Here is a 20,451-nt window from a genome sequence, read left to right as displayed (position 1 = left end):
ACGTCCGCCCCCATGAGATGCCCGCGTGCGCAGCCGACACGATGTCCATCATCCAACAGCCCAATGATCGGAGTGTCTTGATGCGCGCCCTGGTGACGAGAGTTATGGCGATCGCGGTCGCAACCGCAGTGACGACATCGGCAAGAGCCGCCGATGCAGATCACGGGGCCGATCTCGCCCGTCGCTGGTGCGCCTCGTGCCACCTGATCGAGGGAACGCAGAAGCAGGCCAGCGCCGACGTCCCGTCCTTCGCCCAGATCGCGCAGAAGGCCGACTTCACCCCGGAGAAGGTTGCCTTCTTCCTGCTCGATCCGCATCCGAAAATGCCGAGCTTCCCGCTCAATCGGCTGGAGGCGGCCGACATCGCCGCCTACATCGGCACGCTGCGAAAATAGCGCGGCTCATACCTGTCGTCGTGCCGGCGGCTGGCTCGCCGCCGATCTCCATCGCTGCGGGTCCCGGTTTCGAGACGGGCGCTTGAGAATCAGCTCTTCGGCTCGGTCGCCTTGGTCGCGGCCGACATGATGCTCGACGTGATCGTCTTCATGTGCTCGCCGGCGTTGGTGAACTGACTGCGCAGGAACTCGGACTGGATCCGTATCGCCTCTTCGAGCTCAGTGGCGTGCACCAGCTTCCGGGCGTGCTCGAATGCCGTCTTGATGTTCTGCTCGGTCAGGGTAAGCGCCTGCTTGGACATGTCGGCGGCGGGTCCCGGAACCGTACCGATCGACTTGCCGGCGGCATCGAAGAACATCTCGAAGGCCCTCTCGGCCTGGGCAATCGTCTTCTCCGCAAGGTCTCGCAGCTCCGCGGGCACTTCCAGTTTGGTTTGGGTCATCGTTGCGTCCTCCACGAGCGACCCAACTACCACATTCGGCTTTCGGCGTCCCCGTGCAAATGCACAGGTCGGGCACACGGCAAAGGACCTCAGAGCGCCGACAGGCGCTCACGCGCAATCTGCAGCGAATACTCGATCGAGGCGAGATGACGGTCATAGATCCGGCGCATGCGCTCGTCCGTGACCATGTCGGACAGTTCTCGCGCATGTTGCAGAGCAAGGTCGAGCAGGATCACCGTCTTCCTGATATCTTCTCGACACTCCGATGTGCCAGAGTGAACGACCTCGAGCCGAACGGTGCTGGCAACCGCGACCGCAAGCTCCCGACGAGGTACCGCGACGTGTGGCGACGGCACGATCTTCTTGCGGAAGGGAACGATGTTCGTCATTGGCCTCTCCCCGCTTCACGCAAGGATTTGCATCTAATTTTCCACTTTCATACGCGCAGCATTTTACGGAAGCCTTAGAGCGATTGCAGACGGCACGGCCGTTCCGGTCCGACCGTGGGCACCTCGATTAACCGCAATGCAAGCCGAAAGCCGCGAACCGCGGCGAAACGGCTGAGATATCCCGGAATCGGGGACGACGCCCTCAGCTCGAGAACCGCCGCCGATACTCCGACGGCGACACACCGAGATGCCGCAGGAACGCCCGCCGCATGCGCTCGTCGTCGCCGAAACCGGCCCGCTTGGCCACCTCGACCACGCTATCGACCTGGCGGCTTTCCAGCAGAAGGCGCGCCGTCTCGACCCTGAGCGCCTCGACGCCCTGGGCGGGCGTCATGCCGGTTCGCCCGACATAGGTGCGGGCAAAGGTCCGGGGCGTCATGCCGGCCTTCGCCGCCAGCGTCTCGACGCGGAGGTCGCTGGCGATGTTCTCGATGATCCAGGCATGCAGCGCACTGAACCGCCCCTCGACGTCGGACGCCTGCGCGGCGAGCACGGTCGAGAACTGGCTCTGACCGCCGGGACGCTTGAGAAACACGACGAGGCGGCGCGCCACGTCGAGCGCGATGGTGTGACCGAAATCCTCCTCGATCATCGCCAGCGCGAGGTCAATGCCGGCACTGACGCCGGCTGACGACCAGATTCGGCCGTCCTGGACGAAGATGGCGTCCGGCTCGACCTTGACGTTGGGGAAGCTGTCCTGCAGCCGCGGACAGTAGCGCCAATGTGTCGCAGCCCGCTTGCCTTCGAGCGCCCCCACCCACGCGAGGGCAAAGGCGCCGAGGCAGACTGAGGCGATCCGCCGCGCACCCGGGAGCACTTCGCCGATCCAATGCATAGCGGCTGTATCCTGCCGCAGCTTCCAGATGCCAGGGCCGCCCGGAATGAGCAACGTATCCACCTCGGTCGGCTTCAGCGACGAGATCGGCGCAGTGTCGATCATCAAGCCGACATCGGTCGGCACCAGCCCGCCATCCCTGGACACGTAGGTCAGCGCGTAGCCGGGCGCCGGCAGCTCGATCTCGCTGAGTTCGGCGAAGACCTGCGCGGGACCGGAGACATCGAGCAGAGTCACGCCGGGAAACGCGAAGATGGCGAGCCGCCGCTCCGCGCCGTCGCGGCGCACCGCAAAACGCCGAGCTGAGTTGGCAGATTTCGAGGGCATATTGTCCTTTAAGCCATCGAATAGCGGCCTGTATAGCTCGACGTGCAGTGCTGGAGTTCACGCGATGTCGCGAAACCTGGATGGCCGCTATCCGACCATCGCCTCGCCCTGGGACGACTACACCGTCTACAGCTTTCACGACGCGTCGCAGATCCAGGCGCCGGATCGGCAGCCGATCATGGATGCGATGAATTCGATCATTGCTATTAACTGGAAAGCAATCGAACCGCACTGGACCGCCGCCTCTTCGCCATTCGACAGCAAATACAGCCTCGTTCTCGTCTACGATCATATCGGCTTGGTCGCCTTCTCCGTCTATCGCGTGATGACCGTCGCGGGACGGCTGGCGATCTATCGCAGCGGGACCGAAGTGCTGCCGGCGCATCAGGGGCGTGGCCTGTATGGATTCTTTACGTCGCAGATCCTCAAGCATCCCGGTGCTGTGAGCGATGAAGGCATTCTGTACGGTTGGCGCACACGCAATCCGATCGTGTGGGCCGCCAACGCCAAGATCTGCGAGAAGGTCGCCCCGTCGCTGCTCGGCGAACCGGCCGATGCCGCGTTGCAGGCAGCCTGCGTCGAGATGTGCGCCACGATCTATCCGGGCAAGCCGCTCGAGGTGCCCGGCATGATCATGCGCGGCGCCTACGGGCACATCCAGCATATCAAGCAGGACTATCACGGCAGAGCCTCCCTGGTGGAGACGGCGATGTCCCAGATCATCCCGAACTCGGCCGACGCGCTGTTCTCCGTCGGCTATGCGAGGCTGTGATGGCGGTTCTCGGACATCAGGCGGTCGCAGCGTCACAACCGAGATTTGCCGATCGCGCCTATATCGCGTGGGGGACGGTGGCGTTCGCCTACGCCATCGCCTTCCTGCAGCGGATGTCGCCGCAGACCGTGGGCCTCGGCTTCGTCCGTGATTTCGGCACCGACGCATCCGGCGTCGCGATGCTCGCCTCGAGCTACTTCTGGGGCTACACCCTGATGCAGATTCCTGCGGGCGTGCTGGTCGATCGCTACGGCGTCAAGCGTGTCGTCCTTTGCAGCATGGCCGCGTCCGCGCTCGGCAGCGCCGCCTTCGCGCTGTCGCCGACGCTGTTCGATGTCTTCATCGCGCGCGTCGTCGTCGCCTGCGGCGACGCGCTGGTGTTCACGGCGCTGTTGAAGCTCGTGGCTCAAAGCTTCTCCGATCAGCGCTTCGGCCTGATGTCCGGCATCTCCCAGGTGTCAGGCTATGCCGGCGGCGTCATCGCGACCACGCCGCTCGCGGCTGCGATCAGCGGCTTCGGCTGGCGCGCCTGCTTCCTGTTCATCGCCTGCGTCGGTGTCGCCAATCTTGCCTGCGCATCCACGGTGCTCAAGGCTGCGCCGGCGAACAATGCCGCCAGGACGCTCAAGAGCGTGCTGATCGCGAGTTGGCACGCGCTCGGATCGGCGGCGAACTGGGGCTGCGCCATGAGCTTCGCGGCGCATTTCGCGGTCGTCACGACGCTGGCCGGCGTGTGGGGCATCCCGATGGTCGCCCATTACTTCGGCCTCTCGTCCTCGGCGGCCGGGGGCCCGCTGCTCGCCTTCATGGTCGGCAATGCGGTCGGATCGATCTTTCTCGGTCACGCGGCAGACCGGACGCGGTCGCTGCACGGAGCGCTGATCGCCATCACCCTGTTGCGCATGCTGCTCGTCGCACTCCTCCTGCCGGCCTTCGCGCATGCGCTCGGCTTCTTCTATGTCGGCGCGGTGTTCGCGGTGCTGGGCCTGGTGGCCGGCGGCACCGTGCCGCTGATCCTGAAATGCACCAAGTCGCTCTATACGGCGGAGCGCATCGGCGTAGGCGCGTCGATCAACACGACCACCGCCGGCGTGTTCGCCGGTCTGGCGCAGCCGGTGATCGCGCTTGCGATGGTGGCGGCGAGCGGCCTCGGCGCGGACGCCGGCGGCAGCCTGCGCACGGTGGCCAGCGACGGCAGCTACGCCGCGCTGATCGAGATCCTTCTTTTGATGTCGCTTCCTGGACTGCTCGGGCCGCTGATGATGAGGCACAAGTTGATACTTCGTACTTAAATCATAAGAAAACAGAGAGGGTCAGTATGTCGCGTTTGTACTTGAGAAAGGACGAAGTCCGATCCGGCCATGCAGCCGGGAGCTGGCAAAGCGTCCTGTTTTCTGAATTCGAAGCTCAGATGAGCAGCGAAGCAAGACCCTTTCCTTGCGTATTCGGCGTCGCGGGCTATCGCCACGATCAGTTGCGCTATCTGTTTCTCGACCCGATCGACATCGACGTTCTCGGCCAGCAACTCGCTCTATTCGTATCCGAGAGCAGATCTCACGGGCCCAACACGTCGCTGATCCTCTTCACCCGGCCGCGTCCCGTGCAGACGATGGACGCCTACTACAAGAAGTTCTGGCAGATCCTCGATCAGCTCGCTCAGATCGACAAGCAGGCCTGGCCTGCAGAGATTCCGGAGACGGTCGACCATCCGATGTGGGAATTCTCGTTTGCGGGCGAACCGATCTTCGTCGTCTGCAGCACGCCGGCGCACGTGATGCGGCAGAGCCGACGCTCGAGCGCTTTCATGCTCACCTTCCAGCCGCGCTGGGTGTTCGAGCGCATGCTCGGCACGGACGAAGCCGCGGCCAAGGCCTTCGACGAGGTGCGCAAGCGGCTGATCCCGTTCGACACGACGAGGCCTTCTCCCCTGCTCGGCCGCTACGGCAATCCGGAGGGCCGGGAGTTCAAGCAATACTTCCTCTACGACGACAACCAGCCGCCGCCGGCCTGTCCCTTCCACAAGCTGGCCCAGGGCAAGCCATCGTCCATCGGAGATAAGGAGCAAGCCGCATGACCCAGATCATCGCTGCAACGAAAACCGATTTCGCGATCGATCCCGACATCCTCGCGCTTCTGCCGAGCCAGGGCTGCATCGAGTTGCAGCACGATGCGGCCGGAAAGGTTCACGCCTTCCACACCCACCCGGTCGACGAAATCCTCGTCGTGATCAAGGGACGGCTGACGTTTCGCTGGGAGGGCGGCGAGCGCGTCTGCACCGCCGGTGACAAGATCCTCTTGCCGGCTGGGACGCTGCACGAATCGGAAGCGCTTGACGATGCAATCTACGCGATTGCTACGCGGCCACCCGCATCTCTTGCTTGCAGTCAGGAGACATAGCTTCAGGAGAGAGGACAGTCCGTTTCCGGACGAGGGGCGGAATTCAACCGCTCGACCATTTCGATCACTTCGATGCGCTGGCCCGGAGCCAGCTTCAGGAAAGCCTTCAATAGACGAAGGCTCTCCACGGCTTCGCTCGATGGGGCTCCGAGCTTGGTGTGCAGCTCCGCGATGAATGTGGGATTCTTCATCTCGCACCTTTGGCAGGAAACAGTAATGCCAGTCCTTAGCAAACGTGAAGGCCTTGCACGCAAGGTAGATACTGCAGCAATCGAGGCGGAGAGTCTCGGTCTGACGACTGCGACGCTGATCCTCAGGATGGCCCGGCTGGAAATCGACCGCGCGGAACCCGAAGAGGTAGAAAGTATGCCAGTGAACAACTCCTGCAGCAAGCCGAACTGACCGATAGGTTGAATTCGGCGGCGCAATTTGAGCTTTGTGGCAGTTTCCGGCTAACGACGCCAGGGGAAACGGTCATTTACCGAACGCAACAGGGGAATTCCGGCAGCGGTAAGCTTGTCCTCCACATTAGAGGTCTTCTATAGTTTGGCCCTGGGGGAGCATGGGGGCGGGTCCTGCGTCGGGTCCGCCCCCGCTCCCGCACGACAGCGGCTGCGGGAAGACCATGCGCACTTACTATTTCGATATGAAGGATGGCATTCCAACCCGGGACCGGACCGGCCTGGAATTCGCGACAAGTGCGGGGGCCATCGAGCACAGCCGGGATTTGGCCCGGCGGTTGCGGCACGATCCCCGCATTACAGACCGCAGGCTTTCGATCGTCGTGGTCGACGAGTCCGGCGCGGAAATTCACCGCGAGCCGGTCTATCCAGCAGCGGTGAAGGCGAGCCTGTCCTGATTTTTCCGGGCCCGTCGGCGCGCAAGAGCATCCGGCAGAAGTCACAACCTTTCGTAGAATTTGGCGCCACGGCCGCAACTTATCAGAGCATCTCGGCGGCCTCGAATCCGCAATCACCGCCACTGCTGGTCATCGCGCTGCACGTGGCACCGAAGAGATCGAGCAGCCGATCGCGAGCATCTATTGCTGCTTTTCCCAGAACGACAGCAGTCCCTGCGAGGCTGAGCCGCCGATCACGCAGGGAATGCCGACCGCGACCTGCCCCAGCGCAGCGGCCGAGACGCATCCGAGCGCCAGGGCCCCGACCCCAAGTTGTCCCCAGAAATCCATGTTGCGCCGGGCATCGGAGCCCTTGGTCTTGAGCTCTTCGACGGCGGCGACGGCATCCTTGCGCACCGCACCCAACTGCACCGTGTCGGCAGCCTCCACGACTTCCCTCAACGGCTCCTTGACGGGTCCTGACTGACGCGCCAGTTCCTCGCGCAGATAGTCGCGCAGACCGGCGTCACGCACCGAGTAGCTGGCGAGCGTGTAGCGCGCCATGCTGCCGACGGTGAGCTTGTCGACGGTGTCGCGGCTCTTCGCCCAGGGCAGCATCTGCACGATGCGCTGGATCGGGATGCGCGAGCCGGTTGCGAAGTAATAGCCCCAGAGGATGTCGAGCAGATCCTGGTGCGTCGCGTAGCTCAGCCTTGTGTCGAGCTTGCGCTCCTCCTTCTTGAACGGATTCTGCGTGAACGCGCCGCGCAGCTTGTCCATCATTCCCGGCTTCGCCTCCTCCAGCGGAATCTCCATCAGCGTCGGCTGCGTGCCGCTGAGATAGCCGTCGATCATCACGCGGCGCCCAGGCATCCGCGGCGCCACTTTGCGCAGGAGGTTGCGCCATTCCGGCACGCCTGAATAGGCGATGGCCCGGACGATCACCCACTCCTCCTCCGGAGGCACAGGAAAGAAGCTGTTGATCAGTTGCTCGGCCTTGGCCGGATTGGAGCCGATCGCCCCAGCGATGAAGCCGAGATAGATTCCCGAGTTTTCCGGCTCCTTGAAGGTCTGCGAGTGGAACAGCACGCGCACGGCAGCCGGCACGTGAGCATAGTCCGGCTTTGTCCGATAATTGTAGATCCACTGCTGCACGACGCCGAGCGAGGCGCGCGGGTCGATCTCCGGAACGATCGCCGCAGCCAGGGCCGATTGTACGAAGGTACAAACAATGAGGGCCAGAGCGATCGCACGCATGGTCTGTTCCCACCTGGTTTGCGACGCCAGCGCCTTGCCGGCGCCAGCAGATGTCGAACGATGTTGACTGGCGTTTGAATCGACTCTGCGTCGATTCTGCGGCCTCCATCGGTTCCGATCCCCTGGCGCTTTCGCAGGCGTGATTCATGGCCCGCAAGTCTCCATGGCCCTGACATGATTTGGCCGTCCGCCCGCTCTTGCATCCTGCCGATGACGAGCAGGCAGGACGTAGAGACATGACCGCCCGGGACGATCGTCTCCCTGCCTTCGGCAGATCGCGCAGCAGCAGAATGCTGTTGGCGGCACTGGCGGCAACAGCGTTTCAGTGCGGAACGGCATCAGCGGAAACCCTTGTCGTAGAAGGCAATCGACGCGTCGATGCCGACACGGTGCGCGCCTATTTCCATGCCGATGCCAAAGGACGCTACGACGCCGCCGCGCTCGACGCGGGATTGAAGTCGCTGATTGCCACGGGACTGGTGGACGACGTGAAGCTCGCCCGTACCGGCGGCCGGATCGTCGTCCGCCTCCGGGAAGCAAAAGTGCTCGATCGCGTCGTCTTCGAAGGTAACAAGAAGGTGAAGGACGCCGACCTGACAGCGGCCGTGCTATCGAAGCCGCGCGCAGGTCTGCGAGGCGCGACCGTGCAGGACGACGTCGTCCGCATCATTCAGGCCTACCATCGCGTCGGCCGTGACGACGTCCGTGTCGTGCCGGAAATCATCGATCGCGGCAACGATCGCGTCGATCTGGTCTTCACCATCACCGAAGGCAAGAAGACGCCGGTCCGCGCCATCAGCTTCGTCGGCAATCATGCCTATGGCGCGCGTCAACTGCATGCCGTGATCAAGACCTCGGCGACCCACGTGCTGAGCTTCGTGACCGGCGGCAACGTCTATGACGCCGATCGGGTCAATGAAGATCGCGAGCTGCTGCGGCAATACTATCGTAGCCACGGTTATGCCGACGCCGAGGTGACGAATGTGAGCGTCGACTACGATGCGGCGAACAGCGGTTACAATCTCGTGTTCTCGATCGAGGAAGGCGGGCTCTACAAGTTTGGAGCAATCGACGTCGCATGCAACGTGCAGGGTCTGTCCTGCGACAGCCTGCGGGCGCTGGTGCCGGCGCAGCAAGGCGACGTGTTCGACGAGAGCAAGCTCGACAAGACCTCGGAGGTGCTGACGGCCGAACTCGGCAGGCTCGGCTTTCCATTCGCGCAAATCGAGCCCAAGATCACCCGAAATGCTCCGGCAGGCCTGGCCGACATCACCATCCAGGTCGAGCAGGGACGGCGCAGCTACGTCGAGCGCATCGAGATTCACGGCAATACGAACACCCGGGACGACGTCATCCGCCGCGAATTCGATATCGGTGAAGGCGACGCCTACAACAGGACGCTGGTCGATCGCGCCGAGCGGCGTCTGCGCAGCCTGAACTATTTCAAGACCGTCAAAATCACCACGCGGCCGGGATCGACGCGGGATCGTATCGTGCTGGACGTCGAAGCCGTTGACCAGGCCACCGGCGACTTCAACGTGTCCGGCGGCTATTCCTCGACGGACGGACTGCTCGCCGAGGTCAAGATCGGCGACCGCAACGTGCTTGGCACAGGCAACACGGCGCAGGCGAAATTCACCTACGGCCAGTTCGCGCGCGGCGCCACCCTGTCCTTCACGTCGCCCTATGCGCTCGGCCGGACAACACCCGGCCTGGAGTTGTTCGCACGCCAGAACATGGTGAGCAACTTCCAGGCGTTCGGCAGCAATACCTATGGCGGCGCTCTCACTCTGGGCATGCCGGTCAGCGAGCAGACCGCCATGCTGTGGCGCTACTCGCTCTACGACCAGAAGGTGGTGCTCGCGCCTGGGATCTCGCCGGCGGCGGCTTCGTTGCCGGTGCGACAGGCGGTCAATGCGGGACGGCAGACCGTGTCCTCGCTCGGCAATACGATCACCACCAGCACGCTCGACAACAACAAGTTCCCAACCAGCGGCATCCGGTCACAACTGACGCAGAATCTCGCTGGCCTCGGCGGCGACGTGCGCTTTCTGCGGACGACCGGAGACGTCCGCTACTACCGCGCCGTCAATCGGGACCTGACCGCGATGGTGCGCGCCCAGGGCGGCTACATCACCGGATGGGGCGGCCAGCAGGCGCCGCTTCTCAATAGCTTCTTCGGCGGTCCCACCATGGTGCGCGGCTTCGCGCCCGGCGGCTTCGGTCCGCGCGATCTCACGCCGGGATCGACGCGCGACAATGTCGGCGGCAGCATGTATTGGGCGACCACCGCGGAGCTGCAGGGCAACATTCCCGGCCTGCCGCAGGAGTACGGCCTGCGGGCATCCGCCTTCGTCGATACCGGCACCGTGTTCGGCTATCGCGGACCAATGCAGAACGCGCAGGTCGCGAACCGGAATGTGCTGCGGTCATCGGTCGGCGTGGGCATGACCTGGGCCTCGCCGTTCGGGCCGCTCACGGTCGACTATGCGGTTCCGATCAGCAAGGCGGCTTACGACGTGGTGCAGCCATTCCGCTTCAGCGCCGGCGGCTTCTAGGCGAAACGCCGGCGCCCGGACGGGCCTCATCGCCGCAGCATCCGTTCAGTACGGATGGTAGTAGTGAACGCGCGGCCCATAATATGGGTGGCCGTAGTACGGATGGCCGTAATAGGGCTGCGGTGCATAGTACACCCTCGGCGGCCCGTAGTAGCCGGGTCCCGCATAGTACCCCGGCCCATAGTAGTAGTCGTCGTCGTGCTGATGCGCGGCAATCGCGCCGATCGTACCGATCATCGCGCCCATGATGGCAAGGCCGGCGGCGGGGTTGCCCCGGTAGACACGACGATGGCGTCGACGCGCGCTCAGATCCGTGACGTCGCTCGACGCCACCTTGGCGACCGCTGCCTTGCTGGCCGGGCCAGCCCCCCGCGCGCCGGCCGGCACCGGGTCGGCCGCTGTGAAGGCGATCGCCGCGACAGCTGCAAGCGCGGCCTTGCCGCCGGATGAACGGAACAGATAGTTACCTGTGAACATGGCATCCCCCGTCACTTCGCGCGTCTCTGATACGACAAGCCGAAGCAGGCAGCTTGACCTGCGTCAACAAGGGATTCAACCCGGGACGAACAGCTTTTCGTTTGCACATGAGAGTGCTTAGACTCGGCTCGCGCCACCTGGTTCAAATCTTCGCCGCAATTATTTCAAGCATTTTCCGCGAACCGAAAGCCACCTGCAGACCACCAAAGCCTGCGCGCTCAGCGACGACGATATGATGACGAGCAGGAGACCTCATGACTTCATTGACCCGCCCCATGTTCGGCGCTCTCGCCACGCTGGCGTTGACTGCGTCCGCCGCGCTGGCCGAGGAGGCCAAGACGTCCTTGTTCAAGGTGGTGACGGTCAAGGACGAGATCGTCATCGGGTTGACGGCCGACGAGATGAAGACGATCGGCGGCAATGATGCCGGTGCGATCGCGCACGCGCTGTCCCAGAAGGGCGATCTCACGGCCTGGCAGTACAATGTCCATCGTGGACCAAATGGCGAGCTGCAGATGGCTCCGTCGGCCAAGATCGCCCTGCTCGCCCATGCGTCGCTGCGGGTCGAGCCCTACAGCACGACGTACACCGTCGCGCCGCATCCCTGAACGCCGGACACCTCGACTGAGGAGGCGACCGGCGCTCGCTGCGCTGGTTGGAGATGCCTTTAGGTCTCGCGCCGCGGGCTCGATCGCAGCGTTTGCCCAGGCCGGAGCGCCGTGCGCTCCGTTGCAAGACCGTACACCACCGCCAGCCGGTCCAGGCACTCCTTGAAGCGGCGGGCGAAATAGTCGTTCCAGCGTTGGCTGGCCAGCCCGCGCTTGTGCCCGACCTGCTCCATGGTCAGACCTTGCACCAGAACGTCATGGGTGATGGCGGCCCCATCAGCGCCAAGCTCGCGCTCGGCGCGATTGAGACGCAGGACCGCCTGCCGCTGCGCTTCAGTGACCGGCTCGCGTCCGCGCGCGCCATCGACATGGTCGCGCGACGGGTCGATCGCCTGCGGCCCGCGCTCGGCCCGCTCCCAGTCGTTCTGAAACGCACGTCCGGCCTGGTACTGGGCGTCGTCGAGCTGCTTGTGCGCGTGCAGCCGTCCCAGCGGATCGCCGCGCACGGAGCGCAGCGCGACGATTTTTTCACCCGGTTCGAGCGCGAGGGGATCGTCGATTTCGACCGGAACGACATCCGCGTTCCGCGGCAGCTGGGCTGCCCGGCGGTCGTGCGTCTTGGCAATACGAATGGATTTGCTGCGTCGAGGGCGCGCCATGTCTCGTCTCCGGAACTGTGAAGGAAATCAGGTCTGTGGCAGGGACTGCGTCTCAGACCGCGTCTCACGCGGCGGCGACGAGCCGCAGGGTCAGAGGGCCCGTCGGCCGGTCGGTCGCCGGCTCGGCGGGCTCACGCGTGAGATGAAAATGCGGCGTGCAATAGCAGGAGCCGGGCTGGCGAGGATGACCGCAGAAGGTGATGGGATCATCATCGCGGTCGCCGCCATAGGGGTAGCGGCAATCGCCGGGCTCGAGCTGGTCGAGCGACAGCAGCCGCGGGCTGATGCCGACCGAGCGCAGCTTGACCCGGGTCTTGCGCTGCGGCGCCGACACCGGCCGGTCCGGGGCCTCGGCGCGTCGATGGCGGGTTCCCGACGCCGCCGACATCGGCCGGGCTTCGGAGCGAGCGATTCTGGGGGCTGCCGGCGCGACGAGACCGAGCCGCTTGCCGCGGCCGAGCGTCGCATTGCGGGTATAGGCCGTACCGAACTGCGCATTGAGCGCCCGGGCGATCTCGGCGTAGGAGAGCCCCCTGGCATGGAGCTCGCGGAGCGCGCTGGAATGTGAATCGGGCCAATCGGTGGACTGCATTCTTGCCTCTTTCTTCTGGATTTCGACCGCCGGCTCTTGCATGCCGGCTTAATTTCCGTTATTCCGAAGGAAAAGTCAAGCTTGAGTTCTGATAAATCGAAACGTATAATCCTTTCCGAGATTCGCAAAAGGGGTCAATGCCATGTTGGACGTCGCCATGATCGAGCGTGCACTCGAGAAGCCGGGAAAAACGAAGGGAGGGCTGGCCCGCGCCATGGGCGTGCGGCCCGGCGCCGTCTCCGAGATCCTCGGAGGCCAGCGCCTGATCAAGGCCGCCGAAATCCCGCTGATCACCGAATATCTGGAGCTGAACTCCGTTCCGATCATGGGCCGGGTCGGCGCCGGCTCGGTGATCGAGCCCGATTTCGAGCAGGTGCCGCTCGAAGGCATGGGCGAGGTCGCCCTGCCGTTCCCGATCTCCGAGGAGACCATCGCCTTCGAGGTCATGGGCGATTCGATGCTGCCGAAATATGAGAATGGCGACGTCATCGTCGTCTATCGCGAACAGCGACATCCGCTGTCGAGCTTCTACGGCGAGGAAGCCGTGGTGCGCCTCAAGTCCGGCGAGCGCTATCTGAAGACGATCGAGCGCGGCAAATCGCCGTCCGTGGTCAATCTGAAGAGCTTCAACGCCAAGCCGATCGTCGGCGTCAAGCTGGACTGGATCGGCGAGATCTTCGTGACCCTGCCGCGCGGCCAGATCTCGCGGATCCGCGCCAAGGCGGCCGCCAAGTCACGCGCCCGCGCGGCGAACAAGGAACGTTGAAAAAGAATGCGCGAGGAGGACCTCGGGCCTCCTCGCGCGCGGTGCCTGAGACGGCAAGACGATTCGCCTTGACATTTTCTTATTTTCAGAAATAATGCAGCGGCCGATTTGGTCCGGAGGCGAACTGGCGCTTCATGCAGTATTCGTCGTGATGATCGACTATGGCCGCCGCGGGCGCGAGGCCGTCGTCGATCCTGAACTGACCCGGCGCGACGTCGTCGCGCGGGTCACGTCGGGAGAGTATTCGAACATTAGCTTCATTCACGAGATCGTCGGCCACTCGGTCGCGGACATCACGCGCGACGTCATGTCCGAAGCCGCAGTGCCGGAGATCGACGGGCAAGACGCCGATCTGCAGGCGGCCCGGTTCGACCACCTGCGCGATCTGCGCAAGCACGAGCAGGTCTGATCGAAAGACGTCCCTCCGCGCGAACGGGCGGGGGCGGCTTCATCAGGCGACGCCTTGCGGACGCCCCGCTGTGAGCTCAGACGAGCAGGACGGTGGATCCCGTCGTCTTCCGCGCGGCGAGATCGGCGTGGGCCCTGGCGGCTTCCTTGAGAGGATAGGTCTGGTTGACCTCGATTTTCACCGCGCCCGACTTGACGACATCGAACAGCTCATTGGCCATCGCCACCAGACTCTCGCGTCTGGCCGCATAGGTGAACAGCGTCGGCCGCGTCACGAACAGCGAACCCTTCTGGGCGAGAAGCCCGAGATTGAGCGGATCGACCGTGCCGGAGGACTGACCGAACAGCACCGCATATCCGAGCGGCGCAAGACAATCGAGCGACTTCAGGAACGTATCCTTGCCGACGGAATCATACACCACCGGCACCTTTTTGCCGCCCGTGATCTCGTTCACGCGCGCGACGAAGTCCTCCCGCGTATAGACGATGGTGTGGTCGCAACCATGCGCCCTCGCCTGCTCCGCCTTCTCGTCGCTCGACACGGTGCCGATGACGGTCACGCCGAGATGCTTGGCCCACTGGCTGAGGATCAGGCCGACGCCGCCCGCGGCGGCATGCAGCAGAATGGTGTCGCCCGCCTTGACGCGGTAGGTCTGCCGGATCAGGTATTGGGCGGTCAGCCCCTTCAGCATCATCGCTGCCGCGGTCTTGTCGTCGATCTCGTCGGGCAGCTTGAGCAGTTGCGCAGCCGGGATCAGCCGCGCCTCCGAATAGGCGCCGAGCGGCGACGAGCCATAGGCGACCCGGTCACCCACCTTGAGATCGGTGACCCCCTCGCCCAGTTCCTCAATCACGCCGGCGCCTTCGCTGCCGAGGCCGCTTGGCAGCTGGACCGGATAGAGCCCGGACCGATTGTAGATGTCGATGAAGTTCAGGCCGACCGCGGTTTGACGGATTCGCGCTTCGCCGACACCGGGCTTGCCGACCTCGACCTGCTCCCAGGTCAGGACCTCTGGGCCGCCGGTCTTGTGGAAACGAATGGCGTGGGTCATCTGCTGTCCATCCTCCCTTGTCGAATTGCGCTTGTGCAACTGCGCGCTCTCGCGCCCTCGGCTGCGCCGCCGAAGTTTGAATCCGTAGCCGCAGTCGGTTCGGTTTGGCAATCGGCTTTGCTGCGCCCTGCGCGGCAGCCGAGGAACCACGCTCGCCGTTCCAGCGTTCTCCGGCGAATGCGGAGGACAGGCTGATGCCGCCGAAAAGACGCAGCGCCGTGGCCAAGCCGGCCATCCTGATCGAGCTTGCCTGCCACACCTTCATGGGCGCCGCGCTGGGGCTCGGCTTCGCCTTCGCGCTGACCCAGCTGGACGCCTTCGGCATCTCGACGCTGATCGAGCACAGCCTCGACCCGCACATCACCTTCATGATCTTCGTCGGTGTGCTGACGTTGTCCTTCACGGTCGGCGCCACGCTGACCGGCTTCGTCTTCACGATGATGGAGGAGCGATAGTCCGCAATCCTCGCCCCGACTTCATCATCTGTCATATGCGCGTCGTGCGAACGATGCACATGGAGGGCAGCTGCGACCCGCGCGGGGGGTGACGGAATGATCGGACTGTTTCGCGCAAAAGCTCTGCTTGTCCGGGACGCAGGTCCGAGGCCGCGCGCGTCCGCACGACCCAGTGAGCCGTTCCCATGAGCGGCTGGCTGTTCCTGCTCGCAGCCGGTCTGCTCGAGATTCTCTGGGCGCTCGGCCTCAAGCATTCCGATGGTCTGACGCGGTTCTGGCCGACCGTCGCCACCGTGATCGCGATCCTGCTCAGCTTTGGGATGATGTCGCTGGCGCTGCGCTCACTGCCGTTTGGCACCGCCTATGCGGTATGGACCGGGATCGGCGCCGCCGGCAGCATCCTTGTCGGCATGGCCCTCTACAGCGAGCCCGCCGATCCAATGCGGCTGTTCTGCCTGACGCTGATCATCACCGGCATGGTCGGACTGAAGCTGAACTCGCCAGTCTGATTCCGCTGCTGGCTTCCGATGCGATCGAAACAACTCCACACCGCCGAACAGGAGGAGCGCAAGCAGGAACGGCAGCAGGTGATAGAGAACACGAAATATCAACAGCGCCGCGAGCAGCCGCTCCTGATCCGCGCCGGCGAGCCCTAGCAGGATTGTCGCGTCGAATAGCCCGATCCCGGCGGGCGCGTGACTGGCGAAGCCGAGCAAGGTCGCCGCGATGAACACCGCCATGAGCCTGACGACGCCGATGTTCAGTTCGGCCGGGATGAGCACATACATCGCGAGCGCCGCGCTGCTCAACTCGAACACGCCGACCAGGATCTGCAGCAGCACCGCCGGACCGGATGGGAGACGAACCGGCCAACGCCGGCTGCGCCGGCCCGGCCAGCTCCAGATCACGAAGACGAACACGGCGCAAAGCAGCGCGGCTGCCACGCCCCGGTTGAGCGCGGGCGGCCAATACTCCACCCATCCGAACGCATCCGGATCGATCATCAGGCTCAGGCCGAGCGCGGTGAGATTGCCGAGCCAGAAGGTCAGGCCGGTCAGGAAGCTGATATTGGCGATGTCGATCGCGCGGAGCCGGTAAGGCGCGTAGATCCTGTAGCGAACCAGTGGCGAGATCAGCGCGACCGCGCCTATTCCATGCGCGATCGGATAGCTCGTGAAGCTGCCGATCGCCGCAGCGCGATAGGGAATATCGTGACGGCCGATGGTGCGCAGCGCGAACAGATCATACAGGGTCAAGCTCGCATAGGAGAGCACGACCAGCGCCAGCGCGATCGCGATCAGATGCTTGTCCGTCGCCTGGGCGATCGACAGCACATGCGAGATATCGAGCTTCTTGACGGCGCGCGTCAGCACATACACCGCCAGGCACGCGATCGAGAGGCTCAGCGCAAGACCTCCGAGGCCGCGCAACCAGGTTCTGCGGTTCGCCTGCGGCAGCGGGGCGTCGTTCAAGTCAGCCATTCGACGCGTTTTCGAGTCACGGATGCGCACCGGCCGATTCGAGCAGGACGATGGCGCCGTTTGACACACGCATGTGACAGTGGCGTTACCGCTCCTCCACGAACCCTTGCCTTAATGTTCGGTTAACCCGCGACCATTGTTCACCGCTAACATCGGCGTCCATGCGGCACCGCACATTCGAGATCATTCAAATTTGAATTAATTCACCGCAGCTTCCGGCGTAATGAACGGCCGTAGCACTACGGATGCATGAAGGTCGCATCTTCGTCACGCTGACTTTCTAAGACGAAGGCTGGACGGCAACATTCGAGGCCCCATGAACGCAGATGTCGAACACGAGCTCACGCCGGATCAATGGGAGACGCTGAAGGCGCTTCGCATTCCCGCGCGTGACCGCCGGCGGCTGAACGGCATGATCGTCGAACAGCTGACTGTCCTCGGCCTTGCGCACATCAGCAACGGCGCCGCGACGCTCACCGTTGACGGGCGCAAGACCCTCGTCAGGGGGTCATCGCGCCTGCTCGACGTCGCCGCCTGATCATTCCAGCCGAATTGCTCCAGCGCGCGCCGCGCCGGATTCACCACATGGATTGGCGCGCACGCTCGGGCCACTCGCGGTCATATGCGGCCCCGTCGATATCGGCCGTCATTGCCGCCAGGATCTGACCGGGCGTGGGCAACTCTCGTGCATCTACCCGCTTGTCCGGGTTCCAAAGATCGGCTCGAACGATGGCCCGCGCGCACTGGAAGTAGATTTCCTCCACGGTCATCACGAGCACGGACCGCGGCAGCTTGCCTTCCATGCGGAAGGATTCCAGCAGGTCGGTCGCCGTCGAGAGATGACCACGGCCGTTCACGCGCAGCGTGTTGCCGGATCCCGGAATCAGGAACAGCAGGCCGATCCGCGGATCACGAACTATGTTGCGCAGTGAATCGACCCGATTGTTGCCTCGTCGATCCGGCATCATCAGCGTCTTGTCGTCGTGAATACGGATGAAGCCGGGCAGGTCGCCGCGCGGCGAGCAGTCGAGCCCCTCGGGACCGCAGGTCGCGAGCGCCACGAACGGCGATTTCTCGATCATCACCCGATAATGCGGCGTGACGCGATCAGCGACCTTCGCCGTCGAGGCCAGCCCGGTTTCGCCATAGATCGCCTCGAGCTGTTCAATCGTGGTGATGATCGACATGGCTGCTTCCCTCGTTAGCTATGATCGGCGCTCCGTCACTCCGCCCCTTGATGATCTCGGCCAGGCGGCGGCCGTGCGGCGCGGGATCACCGACATTGACGATCGTGACATCCGCTGTCACGTCGTCGTCGCTTACGGCACGGTGGAGACGCTCGCCGATGTCGCCGTCACTCGCACGATGCCGCTTGCCCAGACGCTCGGCGAGAACGTCGGCCGGCGCGGTGATGGCGACGACGATGACATGAGCATAGTCGCGACGCGCAGCTTGAATCACCGTGCGGGAGACATTCACGACGACGGTTCGGCCGGCCAGGATGTCGTCGTTGATCGAGCGCGGCACGCCGTAGCCGTGGCCGTGGGCATCCCAATGCAGCGCGAAATCGCCGGCGGCGAGCGCTTCGCGAAAGCCGGCTTTGCTCATTTCCAGATTGTCTTCGAAGGCGGAGGCTTCGCGCGTGACGACCCGCCGCGGAAAGACGACGCGGTCATCGGCGGCGCATTCGCGGCGCGCGACATTGAGCAACGTATCCTTGCCCGCGCCGCTCGGCCCAACCACGAGGACCAAGTGCCCCGGACCGAGCCTCTCTCGCAGATCCAGCGATGCAGCCCGCACCTCGCTCATGCCACCCGAGTTCCTTCCCGCCAGACGCTGCGCACGACGGGCACCTGGCCGGCAATGTGAACGCGGATCAGGTCCGCGCGCTTGCCGGCGGCGATCTCGCCACGGTCGTTCAGCCCGACCGCATCGGCCGGCGCCTTCGTCACGGTCCGCACGGCTGCAGCGAGATCGATCGACGGGACGCGCTCAGGCAATTGCAGCGCGCCCATTAGGAGGCTCGATGGCACGTAGTCCGACGACAGGATGTCCAGCAATCCCTCGCGGGCGAGATCAACCGCGGCGATGTTGCCCGAGTGCGAGCCGCCGCGAACCACATTCGGCGCCCCCATCAGGATGCTGATGCCCGCGTCATGCAGGCCGCGCGCCGCCTCGATCGTGGTCGGAAATTCGGCGACCGCGATGCCGTCCTTGATCGCGTCGGCGACGTTCTCCTCGGTGGTGTCGTCATGGCTCGCCAGCGGCACGCCGTGCGCCTTGGCCAGCGCGACGATGTCCCGCATGTTCGGCGCCGCATAGGCCTGCTGATAGGCGAAACGTCGCGCAAACATGACGTCGAGCTCGGCATCGGTCTTGCCGCCGCTCTTGCCGCGGTAGTAGTCGCGGAGCTTGCCCTCGTCGCGAAACTGACGCTGCCCCGGCGTATGGTCCATCAGCGACATCAGCCGCACGTCGGAACGCCCGGCCAGCTGACGCGCTTCCTCGACCACGGTCGGCATCGGCACCTCGCAGCGCAAATGCAGGAAGTGACTCGTGCGCAGCAGCCCGCCATCACGCGCGGTCGCGATGGCATCGGCAAGCACGTTGGCCTGACCATCCACGCCCTCGGCGCCCTCCTCGCTCCACACCCGCAGCGAGTCCAGCACGGTCGTGATCCCGGCGGTCGCAAGCTGACCGTCGTAGGAGATCACGGCCGCCACGGGATCCCAATAGACCTTCGGACGCGGCACGAAATGCGCTTCAAGATGATCGGTGTGCAACTCGACCAGGCCGGGCATCAGCAGGTCGCCGCCGGCATCCAGGCTTCCCGCGGGAGAGGCGCCCTCGCCGAGTTCGACGATGCGGCCGTCGGCGATCGTCACCCACCCCTGCTCGATCACCTGGTCGGCCAGCACCAGCTTCGCGTTGCCTATCACGATGTCGGACATGTTCGCGCTCATCTGCAATCCATCACCTCTCAGGCGGCCGCTGCGAATGTCGTGACGTCGACCGTGCGATCCGCGATCTGCGCGCGGATCTCGTCATCATGGACGATCGCCAGCATCGCCACGCCCTGTTGCTTCTTCCCCGCGATCAGATCGACCACGACGGCACGGTTCGCCGCATCGAGCGAGGCGGTCGGCTCATCCAGGAGCAGCACGGGCAGATCGGAGATGAAGCCGCGCGCGATGTTAACGCGCTGTTGCTCGCCGCCGGAGAAGGTTGACGGCGGCAGCGACCACAGCCGCTCGGGAATGTTCAGTCGGCCGAGCAGCTCACCCGCCCGTGCCCGCGCCTCGTCGCGTGACAGCCCAGCCGTCAGCAGCGGTTCGGCAACGACATCGAGCGCCGCCACGCGCGGCACCGCGCGCAGGAACTGGCTGACATAGCCGATGGTCAGGCGCCTGGCGTTGAGGACCTGACGCGGCTCGGCACTGGCGAGATCGGCCATCTCGCCCTGATGCCGGACCGCGATACGGCCGGCGTCGCAGCGATAGTTGCCGAAGATCATCTTCAGGATCGACGACTTGCCCGCGCCCGACGGACCCGACAGGACCACGCATTCGCCTGACATCACCTGGAACGAGACGCCGCGCACCACGGGCAGCGAAATGCCGCCCTGCAGATGCATGGTGAAGGTCTTCTCGGCCTTTTCGATATCGATCATCACGGTCATTGC

At 64.3% G+C, this 20,451-nt stretch carries 27 protein-coding genes; 14 read left to right on the top strand and 13 right to left on the bottom strand.

The genetic code is table 11. From position 1 onward, the window contains the following. The first annotated feature begins 80 nt into the window (after nt 1–80). A complete protein-coding gene (locus ACQR1L_RS18480; RefSeq protein ID WP_434859341.1) occupies nt 81–395 on the top strand; it encodes a c-type cytochrome in 315 nt (104 codons plus the stop codon). Between the two features lie 89 nt (nt 396–484). On the opposite strand, the gene ACQR1L_RS18475 is transcribed toward ACQR1L_RS18480, so the two are convergent. From ACQR1L_RS18475 to ACQR1L_RS18465, 3 genes are all read right to left on the bottom strand, one after another. Beyond that, entirely contained in the window at nt 485–838 is a 354-nt protein-coding gene (locus tag ACQR1L_RS18475; RefSeq protein ID WP_434859340.1) for a phasin, read from the bottom strand. A gap of 89 nt (nt 839–927) precedes the next feature. Then, nucleotides 928–1,227 (bottom strand): hypothetical protein, encoded by a 300-nt coding sequence (locus ACQR1L_RS18470; RefSeq protein ID WP_434859339.1) that lies wholly within the window; start codon nt 1,225–1,227, stop codon nt 928–930. 202 nt (nt 1,228–1,429) lie between these two features. Then, nucleotides 1,430–2,449, bottom strand: a complete 1,020-nt coding sequence (locus tag ACQR1L_RS18465) for a GlxA family transcriptional regulator (RefSeq protein WP_434859338.1) — start codon at nt 2,447–2,449, stop codon at nt 1,430–1,432. Between ACQR1L_RS18465 and ACQR1L_RS18460 the strand changes: the two genes are divergently transcribed. The 4 genes from ACQR1L_RS18460 to ACQR1L_RS18445 all read left to right on the top strand — a co-directional run bounded on the left by ACQR1L_RS18460 (nt 2,376) and on the right by ACQR1L_RS18445 (nt 5,618). Further along, nucleotides 2,376–3,221, top strand: a complete 846-nt coding sequence (locus ACQR1L_RS18460) for a hypothetical protein (RefSeq protein WP_434859337.1) — start codon at nt 2,376–2,378, stop codon at nt 3,219–3,221. The two genes, ACQR1L_RS18465 and ACQR1L_RS18460, sit on opposite strands and share 74 nt — an antisense overlap. Beyond that, nucleotides 3,221–4,513: an MFS transporter gene (locus ACQR1L_RS18455; RefSeq protein ID WP_434859336.1), complete on the top strand. Its 1,293-nt coding sequence runs from the start codon at nt 3,221–3,223 to the stop codon at nt 4,511–4,513. The genes ACQR1L_RS18460 and ACQR1L_RS18455 overlap by 1 nt, the downstream gene beginning before the upstream one ends. Nucleotides 4,514–4,632: 119 nt before the next feature. Beyond that, complete coding sequence (locus ACQR1L_RS18450; RefSeq protein ID WP_434859335.1) at nt 4,633–5,295, top strand: YqcI/YcgG family protein; 663 nt, start codon at nt 4,633–4,635, stop codon at nt 5,293–5,295. Further along, nucleotides 5,292–5,618: a cupin domain-containing protein gene (locus ACQR1L_RS18445; protein WP_434859334.1), complete on the top strand. Its 327-nt coding sequence runs from the start codon at nt 5,292–5,294 to the stop codon at nt 5,616–5,618. The genes ACQR1L_RS18450 and ACQR1L_RS18445 overlap by 4 nt, the downstream gene beginning before the upstream one ends. Nucleotides 5,619–5,620: 2 nt before the next feature. Here the strand turns inward: ACQR1L_RS18445 and ACQR1L_RS18440 are convergent, their stop codons facing one another. Then, entirely contained in the window at nt 5,621–5,809 is a 189-nt protein-coding gene (locus tag ACQR1L_RS18440; RefSeq protein ID WP_434859333.1) for a hypothetical protein, read from the bottom strand. A 25-nt stretch (nt 5,810–5,834) separates the two neighbouring features. Here ACQR1L_RS18440 and ACQR1L_RS18435 point away from each other — a divergent pair, with 25 nt between their 5' ends. Both ACQR1L_RS18435 and ACQR1L_RS18430 read left to right on the top strand, forming a co-directional pair. Next, a complete protein-coding gene (locus ACQR1L_RS18435) occupies nt 5,835–6,020 on the top strand; it encodes a hypothetical protein (RefSeq protein WP_434859332.1) in 186 nt (61 codons plus the stop codon). Between the two features lie 223 nt (nt 6,021–6,243). Then, nucleotides 6,244–6,477 carry a DUF6894 family protein gene (locus ACQR1L_RS18430; protein ID WP_012028945.1) on the top strand — a complete coding sequence of 78 codons (234 nt, stop codon included), beginning with the start codon at nt 6,244–6,246 and terminating at the stop codon, nt 6,475–6,477. 180 nt (nt 6,478–6,657) lie between these two features. On the opposite strand, the gene ACQR1L_RS18425 is transcribed toward ACQR1L_RS18430, so the two are convergent. Further along, nucleotides 6,658–7,713 (bottom strand): hypothetical protein, encoded by a 1,056-nt coding sequence (locus ACQR1L_RS18425; RefSeq protein ID WP_434859331.1) that lies wholly within the window; start codon nt 7,711–7,713, stop codon nt 6,658–6,660. 290 nt (nt 7,714–8,003) lie between these two features. Between ACQR1L_RS18425 and bamA the strand changes: the two genes are divergently transcribed. Then, nucleotides 8,004–10,271, top strand: a complete 2,268-nt coding sequence (bamA, locus tag ACQR1L_RS18420) for an outer membrane protein assembly factor BamA (protein ID WP_434859594.1) — start codon at nt 8,004–8,006, stop codon at nt 10,269–10,271. Nucleotides 10,272–10,316: 45 nt separating this feature from the next. On the opposite strand, the gene ACQR1L_RS18415 is transcribed toward bamA, so the two are convergent. After that, entirely contained in the window at nt 10,317–10,748 is a 432-nt protein-coding gene (locus tag ACQR1L_RS18415; RefSeq protein ID WP_434859330.1) for a hypothetical protein, read from the bottom strand. Between the two features lie 254 nt (nt 10,749–11,002). Between ACQR1L_RS18415 and ACQR1L_RS18410 the strand changes: the two genes are divergently transcribed. After that, nucleotides 11,003–11,356 (top strand): hypothetical protein, encoded by a 354-nt coding sequence (locus tag ACQR1L_RS18410; RefSeq protein WP_434859329.1) that lies wholly within the window; start codon nt 11,003–11,005, stop codon nt 11,354–11,356. 59 nt (nt 11,357–11,415) lie between these two features. On the opposite strand, the gene ACQR1L_RS18405 is transcribed toward ACQR1L_RS18410, so the two are convergent. Continuing rightward, a complete protein-coding gene (locus ACQR1L_RS18405) occupies nt 11,416–12,015 on the bottom strand; it encodes a DUF6456 domain-containing protein (RefSeq protein ID WP_434859328.1) in 600 nt (199 codons plus the stop codon). Nucleotides 12,016–12,079: 64 nt separating this feature from the next. Beyond that, nucleotides 12,080–12,607: a GcrA family cell cycle regulator gene (locus ACQR1L_RS18400; protein ID WP_434859327.1), complete on the bottom strand. Its 528-nt coding sequence runs from the start codon at nt 12,605–12,607 to the stop codon at nt 12,080–12,082. Nucleotides 12,608–12,749: 142 nt separating this feature from the next. Between ACQR1L_RS18400 and ACQR1L_RS18395 the strand changes: the two genes are divergently transcribed. Then, nucleotides 12,750–13,373, top strand: coding sequence for a LexA family transcriptional regulator (locus tag ACQR1L_RS18395; protein ID WP_434859326.1), 624 nt, complete (start codon nt 12,750–12,752; stop codon nt 13,371–13,373). Between the two features lie 151 nt (nt 13,374–13,524). Further along, nucleotides 13,525–13,782, top strand: coding sequence for a hypothetical protein (locus ACQR1L_RS18390; protein WP_434859593.1), 258 nt, complete (start codon nt 13,525–13,527; stop codon nt 13,780–13,782). Between the two features lie 76 nt (nt 13,783–13,858). On the opposite strand, the gene ACQR1L_RS18385 is transcribed toward ACQR1L_RS18390, so the two are convergent. Beyond that, nucleotides 13,859–14,833 (bottom strand): quinone oxidoreductase family protein, encoded by a 975-nt coding sequence (locus ACQR1L_RS18385; RefSeq protein ID WP_434859325.1) that lies wholly within the window; start codon nt 14,831–14,833, stop codon nt 13,859–13,861. A gap of 194 nt (nt 14,834–15,027) precedes the next feature. Between ACQR1L_RS18385 and ACQR1L_RS18380 the strand changes: the two genes are divergently transcribed. From ACQR1L_RS18380 to ACQR1L_RS18370, 3 genes are all read left to right on the top strand, one after another. Next, nucleotides 15,028–15,288, top strand: a complete 261-nt coding sequence (locus tag ACQR1L_RS18380; protein ID WP_434859324.1) for a hypothetical protein — start codon at nt 15,028–15,030, stop codon at nt 15,286–15,288. A 185-nt stretch (nt 15,289–15,473) separates the two neighbouring features. Next, the gene (locus tag ACQR1L_RS18375; protein WP_434859323.1) at nt 15,474–15,797 is read left to right on the top strand and encodes a DMT family transporter; all 324 of its coding nucleotides are present in this window, start codon (nt 15,474–15,476) and stop codon (nt 15,795–15,797) included. A gap of 1,288 nt (nt 15,798–17,085) precedes the next feature. Continuing rightward, complete coding sequence (locus ACQR1L_RS18370; protein ID WP_434859322.1) at nt 17,086–17,307, top strand: hypothetical protein; 222 nt, start codon at nt 17,086–17,088, stop codon at nt 17,305–17,307. Nucleotides 17,308–17,347: 40 nt separating this feature from the next. Here the strand turns inward: ACQR1L_RS18370 and ACQR1L_RS18365 are convergent, their stop codons facing one another. Genes ACQR1L_RS18365 through phnL form a run of 4 tightly spaced genes read right to left on the bottom strand, consistent with a single transcriptional unit; the run spans nt 17,348 to nt 20,448 of the window. After that, nucleotides 17,348–17,956: a pyridoxamine 5'-phosphate oxidase family protein gene (locus ACQR1L_RS18365; protein WP_434859321.1), complete on the bottom strand. Its 609-nt coding sequence runs from the start codon at nt 17,954–17,956 to the stop codon at nt 17,348–17,350. After that, nucleotides 17,934–18,578: a phosphonate metabolism protein/1,5-bisphosphokinase (PRPP-forming) PhnN gene (phnN, locus tag ACQR1L_RS18360; RefSeq protein WP_434859320.1), complete on the bottom strand. Its 645-nt coding sequence runs from the start codon at nt 18,576–18,578 to the stop codon at nt 17,934–17,936. The genes ACQR1L_RS18365 and phnN overlap by 23 nt, the downstream gene beginning before the upstream one ends. Then, nucleotides 18,575–19,732: an alpha-D-ribose 1-methylphosphonate 5-triphosphate diphosphatase gene (locus ACQR1L_RS18355; protein ID WP_434859319.1), complete on the bottom strand. Its 1,158-nt coding sequence runs from the start codon at nt 19,730–19,732 to the stop codon at nt 18,575–18,577. Before ACQR1L_RS18355 ends, phnN begins: the two co-directional genes overlap by 4 nt. Before the next feature lie 17 nt (nt 19,733–19,749). Next, complete coding sequence (gene phnL / locus ACQR1L_RS18350; protein ID WP_434859592.1) at nt 19,750–20,448, bottom strand: phosphonate C-P lyase system protein PhnL; 699 nt, start codon at nt 20,446–20,448, stop codon at nt 19,750–19,752. Between the last annotated feature and the right edge of the window lie 3 nt (nt 20,449–20,451).

Source organism: Bradyrhizobium sp. HKCCYLR20261 (assembly GCF_051168435.1).
Taxonomy (GTDB): domain Bacteria; phylum Pseudomonadota; class Alphaproteobacteria; order Rhizobiales; family Xanthobacteraceae; genus Bradyrhizobium.
Note: the sequence above shows the minus strand (reverse complement) of the source record. Positions and strands in the feature narration are given on the sequence as shown.